This window comes from Rhodococcus sp. M8, assembly GCF_015654185.1.
Classification (GTDB): domain Bacteria; phylum Actinomycetota; class Actinomycetes; order Mycobacteriales; family Mycobacteriaceae; genus Rhodococcus; species Rhodococcus aetherivorans.
The window spans coordinates 4,366,977-4,385,691 of record NZ_CP064065.1; the positions used below are offsets into that span (position 1 = coordinate 4,366,977).

Below are 18,715 nucleotides of genomic sequence, written 5' to 3' on the forward strand. Positions count from 1 at the left end.
CACGCATCGGCAGATCCGCCAGGCAGCGGACGCAGGGACACCCTCGCAAGACCGAGCTCACTCAGTGAGGTCCGTCGGTGCGCAGGCGCGATCGCTGCAGTTTGCCGGACGCCGTCCTGGGCAGGACCTCGACAAATGAGAACTCACGCGGAATCTTGTATGTGGCGAGACGCTCGCCGAGGAAGCGTCGGAGGTCATCGACGGGGACATCCGACGAAGCAACGACATATGCGACTACTCGCTCGCCGTGCCGATCGTCCGGTCGGCCGACAACGGCTACGTCGTCCACTGCCGGATGACGTGAGAGTTCCTGCTCGACCTCCGTCGGTGCGACCTGGAATCCGGAGACCTTGATCATGTCCTTGCGGCGATCCACGATCCGAATCCGCCCGCTCGGCTCGATGCGGCCCACGTCTCCTGTGCGGAACCATCCGTCGGCGGTGAACGCAGCATTCGCTTCAGGCTTGGTGTATCCCCGCGCCACCGACACGCCCCGGACCTCGATCTCGTCGTCGGGTCCCAGCCGGATCTCGGTTCCTTCCGTCGCGTATCCGGGCGAATCGAGACGCCAGTCCGCAGGATCGTGCACCGGATTGAAGGCGACGGTCATCGCCTCGGTCATCCCGTAGGAGCAGAGGAAGCCGACACCGGTCCTGGCCGTGAGAGCTTTGGCAACTCCGGCAGGAACCGCGCTGCCACCCCACATGAAGTAACGCAATCCGGGAAAATCGGCCGGCCCCAGATGTGGGATGTCGAGCAGTTGATGAGCGACGGTGCCGGCCAGGGGCCATACGGTGACCGCATCGTCCCGGATGTGCCGGAGACAGATGTCGAGGTCGAAGCGTTCGAACAGGGTGACCTGTGCTCCCACTGCGAGAGCGGCACCCATCATCGAGGTGCCGAAGATGTGGCACAGCGGTAACGAAATCTGGAGGACATCCGTCTCACCGAGACCCAGATGGGTGACGAGTTGATGCACCCCTCCCGAGAGGCCGGCGTGCGTATGGATGACGCCTTTGGGGTGTCCGGTCGTGCCCGACGAGAACGGAATGAACAGGTCCTGGTGTTCGCACGACCGCATGCGTTCGGCGGGTTCGGGAGGCGTTCGCTCTTCCACCGGGGAAACGAGATCCTCGACCGGGAGTCGTACCGCCAGTTCTTCGGCGACAGTCCGGTGCCGCTGTGAATACACAGCGGCCGTGACACGTGCTCCGTCCAGGGCTGCCCGGATCTCGTGGTCTGTCCAATAGGGGTTGGGCGTGACAAAGACGGCACCGATCCGGGCGAGCGCGAACTGCGCGATGACATAGTCCGGTCGGTTCTCGACCAGCAACGCCGTGCGCGTACCTGTTTCCACTCCGACTCTCCGGAGGGACATTTCGGCTCGGGCCACGGATTCCGCAAAGTCTCTGTAGGTCCAGGACTGTCCCTGGAACCGGAGCGCGATCCGATCAGGCCACGTCTGCGCTGCCCGCTCCGGGAGCGAGGCGTAGTCCGAAATCTCTGTCATCAGGGGACACGCGGATCGGCGGTGCGCAGCGGACCTGCCGAACGCCAGTCCTCGATGTCGGGTCCGGGCTTCGCTGCAGGGAACTTGTCGTCGTGAAGTGCAGTCCAATGGGCATGCCCGAGCTGGTGCAGCGCGAAGCTGTTCTTCAAGGACTCCTGGAAGCCCATCGCGTCGACTGCACCGTTGACCGAATCCTTGATCAACAGCCGCGCCATGGCAGGGCGCTTCGCGATTCTGGATGCGAACTCCACCGTGCTGTCCGCCAACTCGTCCGCAGGGAAGATCTTCGACACCATGCCGAGTCGGTGCCCCTCCTCGGCGTCGATGGCATCTCCGGTGAGAAGCAGTTCCTTCGCCTTACGAGGACCGAATTCGAATGGGTGGGCGAGATATTCGACGCCCGGCATGCCGAGTCGAGTGGCGACCACGTCCGCGAACAACGTGTCCTCGGAAGCGACGATGAGGTCGCACGCCCACATCAGCATGAGGCCGGCAGAAATGACCTTGCCGTGCACCTGAGCAATCGTGATCTTGCGAAGGTCGCGCCAGCGCCGTGTGCAGTCGAAGTAGTAGTGCCACTCCTGCAGCATTCGCCGCTCCACATGCGACTGCGCAGTGCCGCCGTCGATGCGGAAGGTCGGGTGCTGCTCGGGGCCCGGCAACTCCTCCCTCGCTGCGATCTCGGATCCCATATCGTGGCCTGCCGAGAAACTGGGGCCGTGACCGAAGAGGATGATGATGTCGATGGTGTCGTCCTGCTCGGCGCGACGGAAAGCCTCGTCGAGTTCGACGAGTAGACCGCGGTTCTGAGCGTTCCTCGCCTCCGGGCGATTGAGACCGATGCGGGCGATGTTGCCGGCTCCGACCGTCTCGTAGGTGACGAAGCTTTCCGTCATGTCGATGCTACCTTTCCTCGAACAGGTGGATGATCACCACTTGCGACGATCCCCATTACCCGGCACGGTTTCACCCCATGCCATCCACACATCCGGCGTCCGCGTGTCGGACACTCGATGCATGCGGCCTTCCTGCTGGGGGTTGGGCACCTTGCCCAAGCCTTCCATGCGGCCGTGCGGGTCGGCTTCGCAGACCCACTTCTCGCCGTCGATCACGTAGTCGATGCCGTCGTGCCAGTAGCCGTCGGCCGCGCGCCGCACCTCGGCCTCCATGTGACGTCCGACGGTGACGGTGCCGTCGCTGTGCGCAACGATGGCTACCTGGAAGTCTCCGTTTCCGTACAGGAAGTGCCCCACCTCGGCAGTCCCGTCCTCCCAGTGGTTCGCCCACGAATACCAGGTGGTGTATTCGGCGTCGTGGAGTGGATCCTTGCTCACGTACAGACGCGCGTCCTCAGGCATCCAGGCCTCTTCCCAGAAGAGGAAGCCACGGACACGTCGACCGGCCACGTCACCTTCGACCAGCCATGTCTGGGTGAGGTACAGCAGGGACGAGTCGGGACCCGGGAGGAACCACTGCAGGGGCGGGGCGACCAGGGTGCCGCTCACGTCGATCACATCGGTCTCGACATACTTCATCGAGTTCTCCGTGAGCGTCAGGGAGGTGCGACGGCCGTGTTCGTTCGTCGGAGTGCTGAGCTCGATGGACGAGGAATCCAGGATCCGTCGTTCGAGGTCGTTGCTGTCCGGAGCGAACCGGGGTTCGCGCCGGAGATTCATCTGACCGTCCTTGCCGTCGCTGGAGACCAGCAACAGCTTCCCTCCCAGGGATTTGACTTCACCGTCCGATTCCTGTCGATCCGTGACTGCCGAGATGCGTCGCATGATCGTGTACATCGCGCCCTCGTCGTCGCGGAGGGTTCCCCAGATGTAGCCGGCCTCCGGGGTGAGTCCGTGGATGGGCTTCTCGCGGGAGAGTACGGCTGTGGGATCGAAGTGGCGCCCGCTGCACAGTGCAGCATGGTTGAACGATCCGGTGGGGGAGAGCTTCGAGAATGTAGCGGTCACGAGGACTTGCCTTTCGTCGAGTTCGGGAGCGAATAGCGAACGTGGTGATCAGATGACTTCGTCGGACCGGAGTGCGGTGATTTCGTCCTGGGACATGGAAAGAGTCTCTCGGAGAACAGTATCCGTGTGCTCACCCAGTCGAGGAGGAACCCGGTACGTCGTGATCGGACTGTCGGAGAATCGAATGGGGTTGCCCACGAGGGTCAGGCCATCCTCTTCGGTTCGTCTGAGTAGTTGTCGGTGTTGCACCTGAGGATTGTCGAAGACTTCCTTCATGGAATTGACCGGGCTGCACGGCACATCGGCCGCTTCGAGTTTCTCGACCCAGTAGTCGACCGGTTCGGTGACGAAGATCTTCGACAGAACCTCCAGGACGAAATCCCGATTCTCGATTCTGGTGGACACGGTGGCGAATCGTGGATCGTCGACCAGTTCGGGTCTGCCCAGTGCTGCAGCCAGACCGGAGAACTGCTTCGGTGTGCTTGCGACGACGAATATGTCGTTGCCGTCGCTGCATCGGAAAGCCTGGGAGGGGATGCCGCCGAACCCTCCGTTGCCCCGGCGGGGTGCTTGGACGCCTGAAACCAGATAGTTCTGGACGTAATGTGACAGGGACGCCACACCGCAGTCGAGCAGGGACACGTCGATATGTTGTCCTTCGCCGGTTCGGTCGCGATGTCGAAGTGCCGCGAGTATCGCTGTGGACGTATACAGACCCGCGAGGACGTCGACCATCGAGACGCCCACCTTCATGGGTCCGGCTCCCGGTTCACCGTCGGGAATGCCCGAGACGCTCATCATGCCGCTCATCGCCTGGAACACACCGTCGTAGCCCGCTCGCATCGCGTACGGTCCGTCCTGGCCGAATCCCGTCACGGAGCAGTAGACCAGCTTCGGGTTGTGCTGACGAAGCGACTCGAAGTCCAATCCGTACTTCGCCAGCACGCCGGTCCGGAAGTTCTCGACCAGGACGTCGGAACTGCCTGCCAGTTCACGGATCAGGGCGGCGCCTCGCGGGTCGGAATGATCGACCGTGATGGACTGTTTGTTCCGGTTCGCGCTGAGATAGAAACCCGAGTTGCGGTCGGACGGTTCACCGAAGAAAGGGGGACCGTACTGTCTCGAGTCGTCGCCGACGCCGGGACGTTCGACCTTGATCACCTCGGCGCCGAGGTCGCCCAGGAGCTGAGTGGCGAGCGGTGCGGCAAGGATGCGACTCAGGTCGAGAATGTGTATGCCCCCCAACGGGCCTGTGGTTTCGATCTTGTCGTTCACCTTCGGGGCTCCTTGGGCAACTTCAGCACTCGTTCGCTGATGATGTTCTTCTGGATCTCGCTCGCGCCGGCGTAGATCGTTTCCGCTCGCGCGCGGACGAAGGCACGCCGCAGCGCGGTGGACTCGTCGACGACGGCGGCGCCTGACGTGTCGTCGACCGCCCAGTCGGTTCCCAGCAGGGACTCTTCACCCAGCACGTCCATGGCAACCTCGGTGAAGTTCTGGTGCCAGCGAGACCAGTAGTACTTGCCGATGGACGCTTCGGGACCGAACTCGCCGTCTCGCAGTGCGGTGGATAATGTTCGGAGGTTGTTGTAGGCCATGATCTGCAGGCCGATGTAGGAATCGATGATCCGGTTCCGGAGCGTCGGATCGCCAAGGGGTGCACGTCGTTTCGAGAGGTCCTTGAGGTGTTCCATCTCGCGGACGAAGGAGAACTGGTAATTCAGGACCGACGTCGCTCGCTCGTGACCGAGAGTGGTCATTGCGGCGTTCCATCCCTCACCTGTCCCGCCCAGGACATTGTCGATCGAGGTTCGGGCGTCGTCGAAGAACACTTCGTTGAATCCGCTGTCCCCGAGCATGGTGCGTATGGGACGGATGGTGACCCCGGGTTGGTCGAGAGGCACGAGCATGTAGGACAGGCCGGCATGTCGGCTGGATGTCGGGTCGGTGCGGACGATCGCGAAGATCCAGTCCGCGTGTTGAGCGAATGTGGTCCAGATCTTCTGGCCGTTGATCACCCACTCGTCGCCGTCGAGGTGTGCCCTGGTGGCTACGTTGGCGAGATCGGAGCCCGCGCCGGGTTCCGAATATCCCTGGCACCAGACTACTTCCGCTTTCGACATCGGGAGCAGGAGTCGCCGCTTCTGCTCCTCGGTTCCGTACGCCAGCGCGGTCGGAGCCATGAGCGTTTCTCCGTGGAATGCCGCCCGTGGAGGAGCGCCGGCGCGTGCGTATTCCATGGCGAAGACGATCTCTTGGGTCATGGTCGCTCCGCGGCCCCCGTACTCCCGTGGCCAGGACAGGCCCAGCCAGTTCCCGGCCCCGAGTTCACGCTCCCATGCCCGGCGTAATTCCCAGTTGTCATCGTCATCCGGGCCGCCGCGATCGGCCTGACCGGAGAACTCCTCCGTGAGGTGCTCGTGCAACCACGTTCGCACCTCGTCGCGGAACTCCCGGTCGGCATCCGACAACGGCAGCTCGCCGAAACTGTCCTCTGAAGAACCCATGCCCCTATAGTACAATCAGTTAGAGAATTAGCCAGACCCTTCCGTGTGAATCGCTGATCGGGGAGGCTTCAGGACTGGAGGAGCCCTAGGTGGACGAGATCTCGTGGTCGCTGTCGGGGGGAATCGGAACCATCACCCTCAATCGACCTCAGGCACGCAATGCCTTCACTTTCTCGATGGTTCGAGAATGGGAGCGCATGCTCCGTGAGGCTCGCGAGGACGAACGCGTTCGCGTCGTTGTGCTGACGGGGGCCGGCGACCGTGCCTTCTGTTCCGGGGTGGACCTCGGGTCGATATCCAACGCCGATCGCACCCTGACGCCTCTCGAACGCAAGAGCCAGCTGTACGAGGAGATCCATCGCGTTGCGCGCGCTGTGGAGGCTCTCGACAAGCCGCTCATTGCGGCGATCAACGGTGTTGCGGTGGGCGCCGGGCTGGACATGGCATTGATGTGCGACATGCGCATCATGTCCTCCACCGCGAAGCTCTCGGAGGGATACGTCCGCGTGGGACTCACGCCCGGGGACGGCGGAGCCTACTACCTTCCGCGTCTCGTCGGGACGTCGAAGGCGCTCGAATTGCTGCTGACCGGCGACTTCGTCGACGCCGCCGAAGCTCACCGGATAGGCCTGGTCAACCGTGTCGCTCCGGCAGAATCGTTCGCGGAGGAAACGCAGAAGTTCGCAGAATCGATTGCTGCCCATGCCCCCGTCACCGTTCGAATGATCAAGCGAATTACATACCAGTCCGCCGATGCGGATCTGCGTACTGCGCTCGACCTGGCCTCTTCTCACTTTGCAGTGGTCGCAGCCACCGAAGACTCGGCCGAGGCGTTGTCGGCCATGAAAGAAAAGCGTGAACCCGTGTATCGCGGAAGGTAGACCGATACGCCTGCTGCAGGCGGAGGCTGCATCCGTACGGCAAATACCGAAGGAGAAACCGGATGTCGGAGCAAGTGGAAGCGTCTACGGAGTCGGACGTCTTCGACGCATGGATCAACCTGCCTTACCTGCCGGGTGAGGTCACACCCGATCCGGCGGTGGTCGCGCGATTCAAGCGCGGCAACAGTGCGTACGAAGGCGGAGAGACGATCGCCGACGTGGTAGCGGAGATGGATCGTATGGGTATCGCCGCGGGTGTGCTCACGAAGGTACCGCGCGACATCACCCCTGCATACGTGCACGGCACCAAGACCGGCGAGAAGGTTCTGCGCGAGACCTGTGAGCGGCTCGCACAGATCCAGATGGACCATCCGGGACGATTCGTCACGTCGGTGGGAATCGATCCGCGCCTGGGATACGAGGCTGCGAAGCACGTGCGAATTGCTGTGCGCGAGTATGGTATCAAGTGCATCCGGATCATTCCGATGTTCACCGGTATCGCCATCGACGACAAGCTTGCCTACCCCGCCTACACCGCGGCCTGTGACGAGGGTGCCGTAGTGTCGATCAACGTCGGTGTTCCGGGGCCGATGAAGCCCGCGAAGCTTCAGCGAACGATTCTCATCGATGAGGTCGCCCTCGCATTCCCCGAGTTGAAGCTGGTGATGAGTCATCTCGGCGATCCGTGGATCAGTGAGACCGTGGCCATGCTCATCAAGCATCCCAACGTGTTCGCGATGACCGCCGGCTGGGCTCCCAAGTATGTGCCGGAGGAGATCCTCACATTCGCGCAACGTCGTAATCCCGAGAAGCTCATGTGGGCGTCGGATTACCCGATTCTGCCCATCGAGAGAACCATCACCGAAGGTCGGGCCCTGTCCCTGACCGGTCGTGCACGTGAGGGGTATCTCGGTGGCAACGCCCGCAGGGTCTTCGGTCTGCCGAGCTGACCCTGGAATCCTTCCACACATAGGACTCGATAATGGAACTTGACCTTGCCCCTGGACTCGAGGACTTCCGCGAGGAAGTCCGCACCTGGTTCGCCGAGCACATCGTCGGTGAATTCGCGGCGCATCGTGGCGTCGGCAGTCCCACCGACGACACGGCATGGGACCTCCGTGTGGAATGGGAACGTGAACTTTCCCAGGGGCGCTGGCTGGGTCTGACCTGGCCGGAGGAATACGGCGGTCGGGGTCTCGGGCTCGCTGAGGAGATCGTGTTCGAGTACGAGTACGCGCGAGCCGCTGCGCCTGCTCGTGTCAACACCCAGGCGCTCGAGCTCCTGGGTCCGACCCTGCTCGCCTGCGGCACACACGAGCAGAAACTGCGCTTTCTTCCGAAGATCCTGAAAGTCGAGGAGATGTGGGGGCAGGGGTTCAGTGAACCCGGTGCGGGTTCCGATCTCGCCGGTGTTCGCACCCGAGCCGTCCTCGGTGACGACGGAGTCTGGCATATCGACGGGCAGAAGATCTGGACGACGTTCGGTCACCACGCGGATTGGCTGTACGTCCTGTGCCGGACCAACCCCGACGCCTCGCTCAGGCACAAGGGGTTGTCGCTGCTGCTCGTCGATGCACATCAAGAGGGTGTGGATGTCCGGCCCATCGAGAACATCAACCGCTCGACGGAGTTCAGCGAGTGCTTCTTCAACGACGCCCGGAGCACGGTCGATCTCACGGTCGGTGAGATCGACGGAGGATGGTCGGTGGTGATGACCACCTTGGGACTCGAACGTGGCAGTGCGCTGATGCCGGTTCAACTGGGCATGGAGCGGGAATTGGGCAGCATCATCGACATTGCACGTCGGAACGGCTCGCTCGACGACCCCGATATCCGATGCAGACTCGTCGATGCCTACATCGGTATCAAGCTCATGCGGTCGACCAACCTGCGCGTGGTCGCCGACTTGCTGAACGAGGATTCTCCGGATCCCGGCGCCGCGACGGCTGCAGCGGCGATGACGACGAAGCTGTTCGCCTCGACTCATCACCAGAAGATGGGTGAGCTGGCCATGGACATCGTCGGAGCTGCGTCGATGGTCGAGACCGGTGACGACTTCGACGACGCCTCCACCGTTCAGAAGCTCTTCCTGTCTTCTCGTGCCGAAACCATCTACGGCGGAACATCGGAGATCCAGCGGAACATCGCCGCGGAACGGGTCCTCGGGCTCCCTCGGTAGAGCTGAGGCCCGGCAGCCGGGCCGAGGAGGGAAGAACGAACCGCCGCCTGACGGGGAGACGGGCGGCGGTTCGTATTCGGGTGAAGGTGCGGTCTACCGGCCGGACCAGACGGGTGCTCGTTTCTCGGCGAAAGCGAGTGCGCCCTCCTTGGCGTCGGCGGAGGTGAACACAGGATCGATCATCGTACGCTGTCTGTCGAAGGCTTCGGCGGCGGGCCAATCGCGTGATTGCGTGATGACTTCCTTCGTGACCGCGACCGCGAGCGGGCCGTTGGCGGTGATCTTCCGTGCAAGTTCCATCGCTGCCTCCATTGCCTCGCCCGGCTCGGTGAGGCGATTGACCAGGCCCAGCTCGTGAGCCCGTGTGGCAGGGAGGTTGTCGCCGGTCAACGCAAGTTCCATCGCGAGCTGATAGGGAATGCGCTGAGGGAGCCGAATGAGACCACCTCCTCCGGCGACGAGGCCGCGCTTCGTCTCGGGAATCCCGAACATCGCGGTTCTGGACGCCACGATGAGGTCGGTGGCGAGTGCGAGTTCGGTGCCTCCGGCCAGTGCGAATCCCTCGACGGCAGCAATCACGGGTTTGCGTGGAGGAGCCTCGGTGAATCCGAGTCCCCGTCCGGGGACGGAAGGGTCCTCGCCGCGAACGAATGCCTTGAGGTCCATCCCTGCGCAGAAGTTGCCGCCGGCACCGGTGAGGACGGCAACCGAGAGCGACGGATCTTGGTCGAGTCGATCCATGGCGTCCGACAAGGCGAAGCTGACTTCTCGGTTGATGGCGTTCCGGGCTTCGGGGCGGTCGATGGTGACGAGCAGGATGCGTTCGTGCTGTTCGACTGTCACAGCTGAATCGGTAGACATTCTGTACTCCGTTCTCGATGGGGGGATCGGGCTGTCGATCGGACGTTAAAGGTGCAATAATTAAACTACAACTACCGTGAAAGCGGTCGACGCGAAGCAAGGAGAATGTCGTGACGGATTGGTCGAGTCGGCTCGAAACGCTGAAGGTGACGGCAGACGGCCCGGTGAGGATCGTCACGATGAACCGTCCGGACGCTCGCAATGCCGCCGACGCGGTCATGCACCGTGAACTCGCGGAGATCTGGGATCTTCTGGCGGTCGATCCGGGATGTCGCGTGGTTGTCCTGACCGGGGCGGGCAAGGCGTTCAGCGCCGGGGGCGACCTGCCTCGAATGGTTGCGACTCAGGAAGACCCCACGATCCAGGACGAGGTCTTCTCGGAGGCGAGGCGGACCGTGCAGGGCATGATGGCCTTGCCGCAGCCGTTGATCGCCGCAGTCAACGGCGCGGCCGTGGGCTTGGGCGCGAGTCTCATCTCGTTGTGCGACTTGGTAATTGCCTCGGACCGCGCCTTCCTTGCCGACCCGCATCTCGGTGTCGGCCTGGTGCCGGCAGACGGGGCTGCTCTACTGTGGCCTCTGATCATGGGGACTCTGAGGGCCAAGGAGTACGTCTTCACCGGGGAGCGCATCACTGCGCCGATCGCGAAGGATCTCGGCCTGGTCAATCGCGTGGTGGAGCACGAGGATCTCATGCCGGCGGTGATGGAGCTCGCGCACAAGTTGGCCGCGGTACCTCATGACGCCCTTCGGCAGACGAAGCGACTGATGAGTACGCATACCTCGCGTGCCCTCGCCGGCCTGCTCGACGACGCGCTGGCGGCAGAACGCGCAAGTGTCAACTCTGCGGAACACCGGGACCTGTCCCGAGCCCTCGTCGATGCTGCCTCTGCCCGGCAGAATCGGACGAGTTGACATCCATGTCGATCACACCGAAAGAAGGGAATTCTGCGATGTCGGGACTGGACGGGCGCGTGGCGCTGGTCACGGGCGCTGCGGGGGCCGGAATCGGCAAGGCGATCGCAACTCGCCTGGCCGCCGACGGCGCTACGGTGGTGGTCACCGACTCGCATGAGCGGCGCCTCGAGGCTGCTGTAGCGGAGATTCGAGAAAACACCCGCGGCAATGTGGTCGGGCACGTTCTCGACGTGGGTGACCGCGACCGCATCGTGGCGGTCACCGACGCCGTTCTCGCGGAGATCGGTCCGATTACGATTCTGGTCAACAACGCGGCGCTCAATGTGATGGGGCCGATATTCGACTACGACCCAGCGGATTGGGATCGCGTGCTGAAGGTGAATCTCACCGGCCCGTGGATGCTTTCGCGCCAGGTGATGAGACAGATGCGGGACGCCGGCATCCCGGGTGTCATCCTGAACGTTTCGACCTACGCACCCGATGTGGGCGGCGAGGGCATCGAAGCCCCGTACGCGGTCAGCAAGGGTGGGCTGAATGTGCTGACACGCAGTTGCGCGCACGAAGGTGGTCCCTACGGGATTCGAGCCAACACATTGTCGATGGGGATGGTCACCGGTACTCGATTCACGGATGCCCTGCACTCCGATATGCAAGCCCGCGAACGGGAAAGGTCCCCACTGGGACGGTTGTCCCACGTCGACGACATCGTCGAGGCGGCGGCGTTCCTCATCTCCGACAGGGCGAAGAACATCACCGGTGAAACAGTGAACGTCGCTGCCGGAACCCACATGCGTTACTGAGCGGTTCAGAAACCGCACCCGAACGAGAGAAGGAGAATCATGCCGGAAGCTGTGATCGTTGCGGCCGCCCGTACCCCGATCGGCCGGGCCTACAAGGGCGGGCTGAAGGACATGCGGCCAGACGAACTCGCTGCGCACGCAGTACGAGCCGCCGTCGACCAAGTGCCGCAACTGGATCCGTCATCGGTGCGCGACCTGATGGTGGGCTGCGGCGCACCCGGCGGCGAACAGGGTTTCAATATGGGTCGGGTCGTGTCGACCCTACTCGGATGGGATTCCGTACCGGGCACGACGGTCACGCGGTATTGCGCGTCGAGCGTGCAGACGACCAGGATGGCGATGCATGCCATTCGCGCCGGTGAAGGTGACGTCTTCATCGCAGCGGGTGTCGAGGCAATCAGCCGGGGTCGCCGAGGACACGCCGATACTCCACCGGTCGCGGATGACGCCGATCCGCGCGATCGCGCGGCGAATCCCTGGACGAATCCGCGTTTCGCGCCGGCGCAGTCGAGGACGCGCGAACGGAGTTCCGGGCAGGCCGCGGAATGGACCGACCCGCGTTCGGCAGGTGAGTTGCCGGACGTCTATATCGCGATGGGACAGACGGCCGAGAACGTCGCTCAGATGTGCCGTGTCTCGCGGGAGGAGCAGGACGAATTTTCTCTTCGTTCGCAGGAGCTGTACCAACAGTCACTCGCGTCCGGGTTCTGGAAGCGTGAGATCACACCCCTGACCCTCCCCGACGGAACCGTGCTGGATCACGACGAAAGTCCGCGCGCCGGTACCACTCTCGAAAAACTGGCGGCGCTGGCGCCGGTCTTCCGTCCCGACGGGACCGTCACAGCAGGCAACGCGTGCCCCCTCAACGACGGCGCAGCAGCGCTGGTTGTCATGTCGGATCGCAAGGCCGCCGAATTGGGGATCACCCCTCTGGCGCGCGTCGTGGCCACGGGTGTCTCTGCACTGTCGCCGGAAATCATGGGGCTCGGACCTGTCGAGGCCACTCGCGACGCTCTGGCGAATGCCGGACTCGGCATCGCCGACATCGACCTGTTCGAGATCAACGAGGCTTTCGCGGCTCAGGTCATCCCCTCGTACAAGGAACTCGGTATCCCGCTCGACAAGTTGAATGTCAACGGCGGCGGTATCGCGGCAGGACACCCCTTCGGTATGACAGGCGCCCGGATCGCAACCACTCTCCTGAACTCGATGGCGACCCATGACAAGCAGTTCGGTCTGGAAACGATGTGCGTCGGAGGCGGCCAGGGCATGGCGATGATCCTGGAACGTCTGTCCTGACGTTTCACGGTGAAGCGGGTGCCGGTGAGGCACGTTCTCCAAATGCACGTGGGTGGTTCGATTTCACGGAATCGAACCACCCACGTACGTCTTTCAGGGATTCAGAGCCCTACGAGGTCCGCGATGCGATTGCGGTGTAGTCCGGGGGATCCGAGGAGTGTCTGGGATCCGCGTGCCCGTTTGAAGTAGAGGTGTGCGGGGTGTTCCCAGGTGAACCCGATGCCCCCATGGATCTGGATGCTCTGGGCGGCGATGTGATAGTAGGCGTCCGAGCAGTACGTCTTCGCGATGGACGACGCGAGTGATCGATCGTCGGAACCCGCCTGGACAGCACCGGTTGCGTAGTACGCCGCCGACCGAGCAGATTCGAGTTCGACAAGCATGTCTGCGAGCTGGTGCTTGATGGCCTGGAAGGAGCCGATGGGGCGTCCGAACTGCTGACGCATCTTGGCATATTCGACGGTGGACTCGAGGACCCGAGCGGCGCCGCCCACCTGTTCGGCCGCGAGTGCTGCTGCACCGACCTCGAGGACCTCGGTGACGATGGTCCAACCGTGTCCGTTGGTCCCCAGTAGGGACGCCGGTGCACTGTCCAGTGTGATAGTGGCGAGATTGCGTGTCCGGTCGAGGGTCGACAGTGGTTCCGTCGTGACGCCCTCGGCGTGTGCGTCGACCGTGAACAGGGAGACCCCCCGATCCGTACGAGCAGCGACGATCAGGAGATCTGCGTCCGCCCCGTCGAGAACGTACGACTTGACTCCGGTGACGCGATAGGACCCGTCGTGGAGCTCGGCTCGCGCTCGGACGTCCTCTTCCGACGCAGCGGCGCCACCTTCGGTGGCTGCCAGGGTTGCGATCGTGTCGCCGGCTGCGATTCCAGGAAGGTGTTCGGCGGCAGCATCAGAGTCTTCGGCGAGCAGCAACGCGTACGTCGCCAGGACGCACGTCGACAGCAACGGTGCACAGAGAAGGGCCCGGCCACTCTCTTCCAGAACTATCGCGAGTTCGGCGAAACCGAAGCCGGCGCCCCCGTACTCCTCGGGGATGGCAAGTGCTTGGACGCCGATCTGGTCGGCCATCAGTTTCCACGAGGTGACGTCGAAGCCGCTGGACTGATCCAAGAAGGAGCGTACGTGTTGCTCGGATGAATGAGTGTCGAGCAGTCGCCGCACGACGGAGCGTAGCTCGTCCTGCTCGGGAGTTGAGATTAACATTGCTCTCCTAAGTCGGGATGCATCTCACTCAAAGAGTATAATAAGATAACTTATTCGACAACGGGAGGGCAGTCCGTCCCGCCTAAAGGTGGCTGGGACTGCCGGTCGGCGCGCGGGAGCCGAGGGCTTGGCGCGGTCATCGAAATAGAGTACAAATAACTAACTAATTGGACTGGGTTTGTCGGCTGCGGGTGCAGGCAATGCCGGGTTGCGCACAGGAACGCAACACGCGCCGGTCGACGAGCCGTCCACGAACTACCAGGAGGCGACATGGGCTTGCATGACGATCGGGTCGTGATCGTGACCGGTGCCGGGCAGGGCATCGGCCGCGAACATGCACTGGAATTTGCGCGACAGGGTGCGAAAGTCGTGGTCAACGATCTCGGCTCGACCGACGACACCGTTGCGGAGATCAAGGCGATGGGCGGCGAAGCGATCGCCAGCAAGGACGACGTGTCGGACTGGGACGCCGCCGGCAGGCTCGTCGCATCGGCGATCGACACCTTCGGTGACCTGCACGTACTGGTGAACAACGCGGGCATCCTCCGCGACAAGATGTTCGTCAACATGGACGTGGGCATGTGGGACGACGTCATGCGCGTGCACCTGCGGGGAACCTTCTGCCCCACGCGTCACGCAGTGGACTACTGGCGGTCGAAGCGCAAGGCCGGTGAACCTGTTTCGCATCCTCGCATCGTGAACACGTCCTCACCGTCCGGCCTCTACGGAAACGTCGGCCAGTCGAACTACGGAGCGGCCAAGGCCGCCATCGCTTCCTTCACCGTCATCCTCGCGGACGAACTGTCGCGCTTGGGTGTCACGGTGAACGCGATCGCGCCCAGCGCACTCACGCAGATGACGGCCGGTCTCGACGCCTACGTCGCGAAGCTCGAGGAAATCAAGGAGAAGACCGGATTCGACTACGGCTCACCGGCCAATATCGCCCCTCCGGTCGTGTGGTTGGCTTCGCCCGAAGCCTCGCAGATCACGGGACGGGTCTTCAACGTCAAGGGCGGGCGCATCGGAGTCGCGGAAACATGGGTGGCCGGACCTTCCGAGGAGAAGTACGCGAAGTGGGATCCGGCCGAACTCGGTGAGGTAATTCCTCGTCTCGTCGCGGAGGCCCGGCCCAACTCCGACGGTTCGGGACAACCACGCCAGGGGGCGTGATGACACCGGCCAACGGAATCAGTGTCGAACGGCGCGACTCGGTAGCCGTCGTCTGGCTCGACCGACCGGACCGCGGGAACGGATTCATCTCGGATATGCAGGTCGAGCTGCACGAGCAGTTGGCTGCACTCGACTCCGACGACGAGGTCCGAGCGATCGTGGTCACCGGGCGGGGCCGGTTCTTCTCCACCGGCGCGGACATGGAACCGGGCGGAGCGAACTTCGCGTTCGACGCCGAACAAACCGCACGCGCTCGAAAAATGATGCGCGACCGTCCTCGACCCTGGAAGCTGAGAACCCCTGTCATCGCGGCGATGAACGGATCCGCGGTGGGACTGGGGTTGACCTTCGCGCTCCAATGGGACATCCGGGTGGTCAACGAGAGCGCGAAGTACGGTTTCGTCTTCTCACGCCGCGGACTCATTCCCGAGCAGAACTCCTTGTGGCTGCTTCCGAAACTCGTAGGCCTGTCCACCGCGGTCGAACTTCTCCTGACCGGGCGATTGTTCAGTGGCGCGGAAGCGCGGGAACTCGGAATCGCCGCGCGGGCAGTTCCTGGTGACCAGGTGCTCGACACTGCCCTGACGATTGCAAACGAGATTGCCGACAACACCAGCGCGGCTGCCGTCGGCCTGACGAAGGAACTGGTGTACTCGCTGCTCGAGGAAACCGACCGAGAGGCGGCCTTCCATCTCGAATGGGAGAACTTCCGGGCGATCGGACGAGAGTCGGACGCGACAGAGGGGGTCGCGGCATTCATCGAGAAGCGACCCGCTCATTTCACACTCGACAAGCGTTACGCGGTGGACGTTGCTGCATCGAGCGAATGGGAGGGATGACAGTGTCGGACAACGAACCGGTACTCTACGAAGTGGACGATGACGGCGTCCTGGTACTCACGCTCAACCGGCCCGAGCGCAAGAATCTGTGGTCGCTGGAGATGGAGACGGCGTTCTACTCGGCGCTCGATCGCGCTGTCGAGGATCAGGATGTTCGTGTCATCGTGGTGACCGGCGCCGGATCCACGTTCTGTCCGGGCCTGGATCCCCGCGTGCTGGACGGGATCAAGGGGGGATCGACCTATGCGACGAACCGGCTGCCGCAGACGTACGCCACCACCATCCCCAAGATGATCATCGGCGCCATCAACGGTTCTTGTGCCGGGATCGGGTTGGCCCAGGCCTTGTGTTTCGACTACCGATTCGCCGTCCGTGGCGCGAAGTTCACGACTGCATTCTCGAAGCGGGGACTGCCGGCCGAGGACGCATCTGCGTGGATCCTCGGCCGGCTTGTCGGCCCGGCTCACGCGATGGACCTGGTGGTATCCGGCCGGGTGTTTCTGGCCGAGGAAGCGCTGGATCTCGGTGTGGTGCAACGCCTCAGTGAACCGGGATCAGTGCTCGAGGATGCGGTCGAGTATGCGCGTTCCATCGCAGCGAATGTGTCGCCGGTATCGATGGCGATGATGAAGTCGCAGGTGTGGCGCGACACCGAGTCGACGATGGAGCAGGCCAGGATAAGGGCTCAGCATCTGCTGACACTGGCGAAGGGACGCCCGGACTTCCGCGAGGGTGTAGATGCGTTGGTCGAGAAGCGCAATCCCCGATTCGACCCCTATACTCCGACCGTGTTCTGAGCCTCTGTTCCGGGATCGAGTACGACTTTACGTGAATGGCCGGCCCGCCCTTTCGGTGCGGACCGGCCATTCACGTGATTGCTCGTCAGCGGGGTGCGAAGCGTTGTGCTCCGTCGAGTCGTACAACCTCACCGTTGATGTAGCCGTTGGTCAGCAGCGTCAGCGCGAGATCTGCGAATTCTTCCGGCTTGCCGAGTCGCTTCGGGAAGGGCACATTCGTGCAGAACTTCTGGAGTGCTTCTTCTCCGACGGACTCCATCATCGCCGTGTGCATCGTTCCCGGGGCGATGGTGTTGAGGCGGATACCCACCGAGCTCAGGTCGCGTGCGCCAGCGATCGTCAGGCCGATGACACCGGCCTTCGCGGCAGCGTACGCGCTCTGGCCGATCTGGCCCTCGTAACCGGCGATGGACGCGGTCTGCACGACCGCTCCACGTTCGCCGTCCGCATTCGGTTCGTTCTTGGCGATCTCGGCGCTCACCAGGCGCAGCACGTTGTAGGTGCCGGTGAGGTACAGATCGAGTGTCTTGGCGAATCCTTCGAGGCTCGCCGGGCTGCCGTCGCGGTTGACGATTCGCTCGGCGACGCCCCACCCGCCGTGGGTGATCACGGCGTAGCGGAGCGTACCGAGCCGGCTTGCCGTTTCGACCGTGGCCGCAACACTGTCCGAATCGGTCACGTCGGTGCGGGAGTACACGACCGATTCGCCGAGCTCGTCTGCGAGCAACTTGGCTTTGTCGTCCGCAAGGTCGGCGATGACGACCGACGCGCCGGCGGCGTGCAGCCCGCGAACCACGGCCTCACCCAAACCGCCCGCGCCGCCGGTGACGATAGCGGATGTTCCACTCAGGTTGGTGGGGGACATATGTGTTCTCCTGTCGATCGCCGAAGGGGAAGGTTTACCGATGGGTGAACCACCCAAGACTTAATAGCTTAATCATTTAACGTGTTCGCGGCGAACTCGTCAAGGATGTGGATGCCTGTTCGGGTGACGCCGTGTTCCGGCGTCGGCGCGATGAAGGGTCCGATCGGGACGGTTCGGGTGCTGCCCATGACTTCATCTGGGCGATCAATTCGCGAAGCTCGTCGGCCGAAGGTGACGATCGGTTCGGGTGCTGGAAGGTGCAGGACAGCAGCGCTCCGAAGAACGCTCGAACGAGCCAGGTCACTTCGCCGTCGCGGATCTGGCCCGTTTTCTGGGCGGCTCGAAGTGCGGCAGCGAGAGCGCGTGACCGCGGTTCCAGAACATGTCGTTGCAAGAGGGAATACGCCTCGGGGTGCTTGCCGGCATCGGCGGTGAGTCGTAGTTGGAGTTCGAGGGTGTCGGACCGAAGGCCGTCGACGAACATCGCTCCCAGAGTGAACAGGTCACTCTCCAGATCTCCGGTGGGTTCGAACTCGACCAGATCGATTGCGCCGATCGCTGCGAGGAGGAGTTCGTCGGCGTTCTGCCACCGAGCCGTGATGGTTTTCCTGGAAACCTCGGCGCGCCGTGCCACCTGGCGGATGCTGAAGTCGGCCGCTCCGACCGTCGCGATCTCTTCGCGCGCGGCTTCGAGAATTCGGACTGTGAGTGACTCGTCTCGGCGGCGCCCGGGGCGCTTGGGGTTCGACGTTGCGGGCGTGCTCACAAACCTGAGCATGGCACCTGTTGACATCAGAACCAAAGCGAGCGAGCATTAGGGTACCAACATGGTACCCTAATTCTAGGAGTCTTCCGGTGAGTTCTTGCCCCGCTTTCGACCCGTTCTCTGCCGATGTCCTCGAGGATCCCTTC

At 63.1% G+C, this 18,715-nt stretch carries 18 protein-coding genes; 9 read left to right on the forward strand and 9 right to left on the reverse strand.

Translation table 11 applies throughout. The features are described 5' to 3' along the window. Positions 1-61: 61 nt before the first annotated feature. From ISO16_RS19745 to ISO16_RS19765, 5 genes are read right to left on the reverse strand one after another with little or no spacing between them, the layout of a single operon-like run. The gene (locus ISO16_RS19745; RefSeq protein ID WP_072634079.1) at positions 62-1,510 is read right to left on the reverse strand and encodes a class I adenylate-forming enzyme family protein; all 1,449 of its coding nucleotides are present in this window, start codon (positions 1,508-1,510) and stop codon (positions 62-64) included. Beyond that, positions 1,510-2,406, reverse strand: a complete 897-nt coding sequence (locus tag ISO16_RS19750) for an enoyl-CoA hydratase (protein WP_072634080.1) — start codon at positions 2,404-2,406, stop codon at positions 1,510-1,512. The genes ISO16_RS19745 and ISO16_RS19750 overlap by 1 nt, the downstream gene beginning before the upstream one ends. A 33-nt stretch (positions 2,407-2,439) precedes the next feature. Beyond that, complete coding sequence (locus tag ISO16_RS19755; RefSeq protein WP_072634081.1) at positions 2,440-3,474, reverse strand: hypothetical protein; 1,035 nt, start codon at positions 3,472-3,474, stop codon at positions 2,440-2,442. 48 nt (positions 3,475-3,522) lie between these two features. Further along, complete coding sequence (locus ISO16_RS19760; protein ID WP_230304394.1) at positions 3,523-4,749, reverse strand: CaiB/BaiF CoA transferase family protein; 1,227 nt, start codon at positions 4,747-4,749, stop codon at positions 3,523-3,525. After that, positions 4,746-5,981, reverse strand: coding sequence for an acyl-CoA dehydrogenase family protein (locus ISO16_RS19765; protein WP_072634082.1), 1,236 nt, complete (start codon positions 5,979-5,981; stop codon positions 4,746-4,748). Before ISO16_RS19765 ends, ISO16_RS19760 begins: the two co-directional genes overlap by 4 nt. Positions 5,982-6,070: 89 nt before the next feature. On the opposite strand from ISO16_RS19765, the gene ISO16_RS19770 reads away from it, so the two are divergent. The 3 genes from ISO16_RS19770 (at position 6,071) to ISO16_RS19780 (ending at position 9,041) form a co-directional block, all read left to right on the forward strand. Further along, positions 6,071-6,862, forward strand: coding sequence for an enoyl-CoA hydratase/isomerase family protein (locus ISO16_RS19770; RefSeq protein WP_072634083.1), 792 nt, complete (start codon positions 6,071-6,073; stop codon positions 6,860-6,862). Between the two features lie 62 nt (positions 6,863-6,924). After that, positions 6,925-7,812, forward strand: coding sequence for an amidohydrolase family protein (locus ISO16_RS19775; protein WP_072634084.1), 888 nt, complete (start codon positions 6,925-6,927; stop codon positions 7,810-7,812). A 32-nt stretch (positions 7,813-7,844) separates the two neighbouring features. Next, positions 7,845-9,041: an acyl-CoA dehydrogenase family protein gene (locus ISO16_RS19780; RefSeq protein WP_072634085.1), complete on the forward strand. Its 1,197-nt coding sequence runs from the start codon at positions 7,845-7,847 to the stop codon at positions 9,039-9,041. Positions 9,042-9,134: 93 nt separating this feature from the next. On the opposite strand, the gene ISO16_RS19785 is transcribed toward ISO16_RS19780, so the two are convergent. Then, on the reverse strand, positions 9,135-9,902 hold the full coding sequence (locus tag ISO16_RS19785; protein WP_072634086.1) for a crotonase/enoyl-CoA hydratase family protein: 768 nt from the start codon (positions 9,900-9,902) through the stop codon (positions 9,135-9,137). Positions 9,903-10,012: 110 nt separating this feature from the next. Here ISO16_RS19785 and ISO16_RS19790 point away from each other — a divergent pair, with 110 nt between their 5' ends. Genes ISO16_RS19790 through ISO16_RS19800 form a run of 3 tightly spaced genes read left to right on the forward strand, consistent with a single transcriptional unit; the run spans position 10,013 to position 12,918 of the window. Beyond that, entirely contained in the window at positions 10,013-10,816 is an 804-nt protein-coding gene (locus ISO16_RS19790; RefSeq protein ID WP_072634087.1) for an enoyl-CoA hydratase/isomerase family protein, read from the forward strand. A gap of 38 nt (positions 10,817-10,854) precedes the next feature. Then, positions 10,855-11,619, forward strand: a complete 765-nt coding sequence (locus ISO16_RS19795) for an SDR family NAD(P)-dependent oxidoreductase (RefSeq protein ID WP_072634088.1) — start codon at positions 10,855-10,857, stop codon at positions 11,617-11,619. Positions 11,620-11,658: 39 nt separating this feature from the next. Beyond that, on the forward strand, positions 11,659-12,918 hold the full coding sequence (locus ISO16_RS19800; RefSeq protein ID WP_072634089.1) for an acetyl-CoA C-acetyltransferase: 1,260 nt from the start codon (positions 11,659-11,661) through the stop codon (positions 12,916-12,918). A gap of 101 nt (positions 12,919-13,019) precedes the next feature. On the opposite strand, the gene ISO16_RS19805 is transcribed toward ISO16_RS19800, so the two are convergent. Continuing rightward, on the reverse strand, positions 13,020-14,132 hold the full coding sequence (locus ISO16_RS19805) for an acyl-CoA dehydrogenase family protein (RefSeq protein WP_072634090.1): 1,113 nt from the start codon (positions 14,130-14,132) through the stop codon (positions 13,020-13,022). A 270-nt stretch (positions 14,133-14,402) separates the two neighbouring features. Between ISO16_RS19805 and ISO16_RS19810 the strand changes: the two genes are divergently transcribed. The 3 genes from ISO16_RS19810 to ISO16_RS19820 are packed head-to-tail and all read left to right on the forward strand — an operon-like array spanning position 14,403 to position 16,938. Then, entirely contained in the window at positions 14,403-15,302 is a 900-nt protein-coding gene (locus tag ISO16_RS19810) for an SDR family oxidoreductase (RefSeq protein WP_072634091.1), read from the forward strand. Further along, positions 15,302-16,141, forward strand: coding sequence for an enoyl-CoA hydratase-related protein (locus tag ISO16_RS19815; protein WP_072634092.1), 840 nt, complete (start codon positions 15,302-15,304; stop codon positions 16,139-16,141). Before ISO16_RS19810 ends, ISO16_RS19815 begins: the two co-directional genes overlap by 1 nt. Beyond that, a complete protein-coding gene (locus ISO16_RS19820; protein WP_072634093.1) occupies positions 16,138-16,938 on the forward strand; it encodes an enoyl-CoA hydratase-related protein in 801 nt (266 codons plus the stop codon). Before ISO16_RS19815 ends, ISO16_RS19820 begins: the two co-directional genes overlap by 4 nt. 85 nt (positions 16,939-17,023) lie before the next feature. On the opposite strand, the gene ISO16_RS19825 is transcribed toward ISO16_RS19820, so the two are convergent. Both ISO16_RS19825 and ISO16_RS19830 read right to left on the reverse strand, forming a co-directional pair. Next, positions 17,024-17,803 (reverse strand): SDR family oxidoreductase, encoded by a 780-nt coding sequence (locus tag ISO16_RS19825; protein ID WP_072634094.1) that lies wholly within the window; start codon positions 17,801-17,803, stop codon positions 17,024-17,026. Between the two features lie 76 nt (positions 17,804-17,879). Then, the gene (locus tag ISO16_RS19830; protein WP_072634095.1) at positions 17,880-18,569 is read right to left on the reverse strand and encodes a TetR/AcrR family transcriptional regulator; all 690 of its coding nucleotides are present in this window, start codon (positions 18,567-18,569) and stop codon (positions 17,880-17,882) included. Positions 18,570-18,715: the final 146 nt, after the last annotated feature.

Excerpts from the sequence above, each read along its gene's own strand:
- ISO16_RS19775 (WP_072634084.1), top strand. The coding sequence starts at position 6,925 with ATGTCGGAGCAAGTGGAAGCGTCTACGGAGTCGGACGTCTTCGACGCA.
- ISO16_RS19765 (WP_072634082.1), bottom strand. The coding sequence starts at position 5,981 with ATGGGTTCTTCAGAGGACAGTTTCGGCGAGCTGCCGTTGTCGGATGCC.
- ISO16_RS19820 (WP_072634093.1), top strand. The coding sequence starts at position 16,138 with ATGACAGTGTCGGACAACGAACCGGTACTCTACGAAGTGGACGATGAC.
- ISO16_RS19815 (WP_072634092.1), top strand. The coding sequence starts at position 15,302 with ATGACACCGGCCAACGGAATCAGTGTCGAACGGCGCGACTCGGTAGCC.
- ISO16_RS19780 (WP_072634085.1), top strand. The coding sequence starts at position 7,845 with ATGGAACTTGACCTTGCCCCTGGACTCGAGGACTTCCGCGAGGAAGTC.
- ISO16_RS19785 (WP_072634086.1), bottom strand. The coding sequence starts at position 9,902 with ATGTCTACCGATTCAGCTGTGACAGTCGAACAGCACGAACGCATCCTG.
- ISO16_RS19800 (WP_072634089.1), top strand. The coding sequence starts at position 11,659 with ATGCCGGAAGCTGTGATCGTTGCGGCCGCCCGTACCCCGATCGGCCGG.
- ISO16_RS19750 (WP_072634080.1), bottom strand. The coding sequence starts at position 2,406 with ATGACGGAAAGCTTCGTCACCTACGAGACGGTCGGAGCCGGCAACATC.
- ISO16_RS19745 (WP_072634079.1), bottom strand. The coding sequence starts at position 1,510 with ATGACAGAGATTTCGGACTACGCCTCGCTCCCGGAGCGGGCAGCGCAG.
- ISO16_RS19805 (WP_072634090.1), bottom strand. The coding sequence starts at position 14,132 with ATGTTAATCTCAACTCCCGAGCAGGACGAGCTACGCTCCGTCGTGCGG.
- ISO16_RS19795 (WP_072634088.1), top strand. The coding sequence starts at position 10,855 with ATGTCGGGACTGGACGGGCGCGTGGCGCTGGTCACGGGCGCTGCGGGG.
- ISO16_RS19810 (WP_072634091.1), top strand. The coding sequence starts at position 14,403 with ATGGGCTTGCATGACGATCGGGTCGTGATCGTGACCGGTGCCGGGCAG.
- ISO16_RS19825 (WP_072634094.1), bottom strand. The coding sequence starts at position 17,803 with ATGTCCCCCACCAACCTGAGTGGAACATCCGCTATCGTCACCGGCGGC.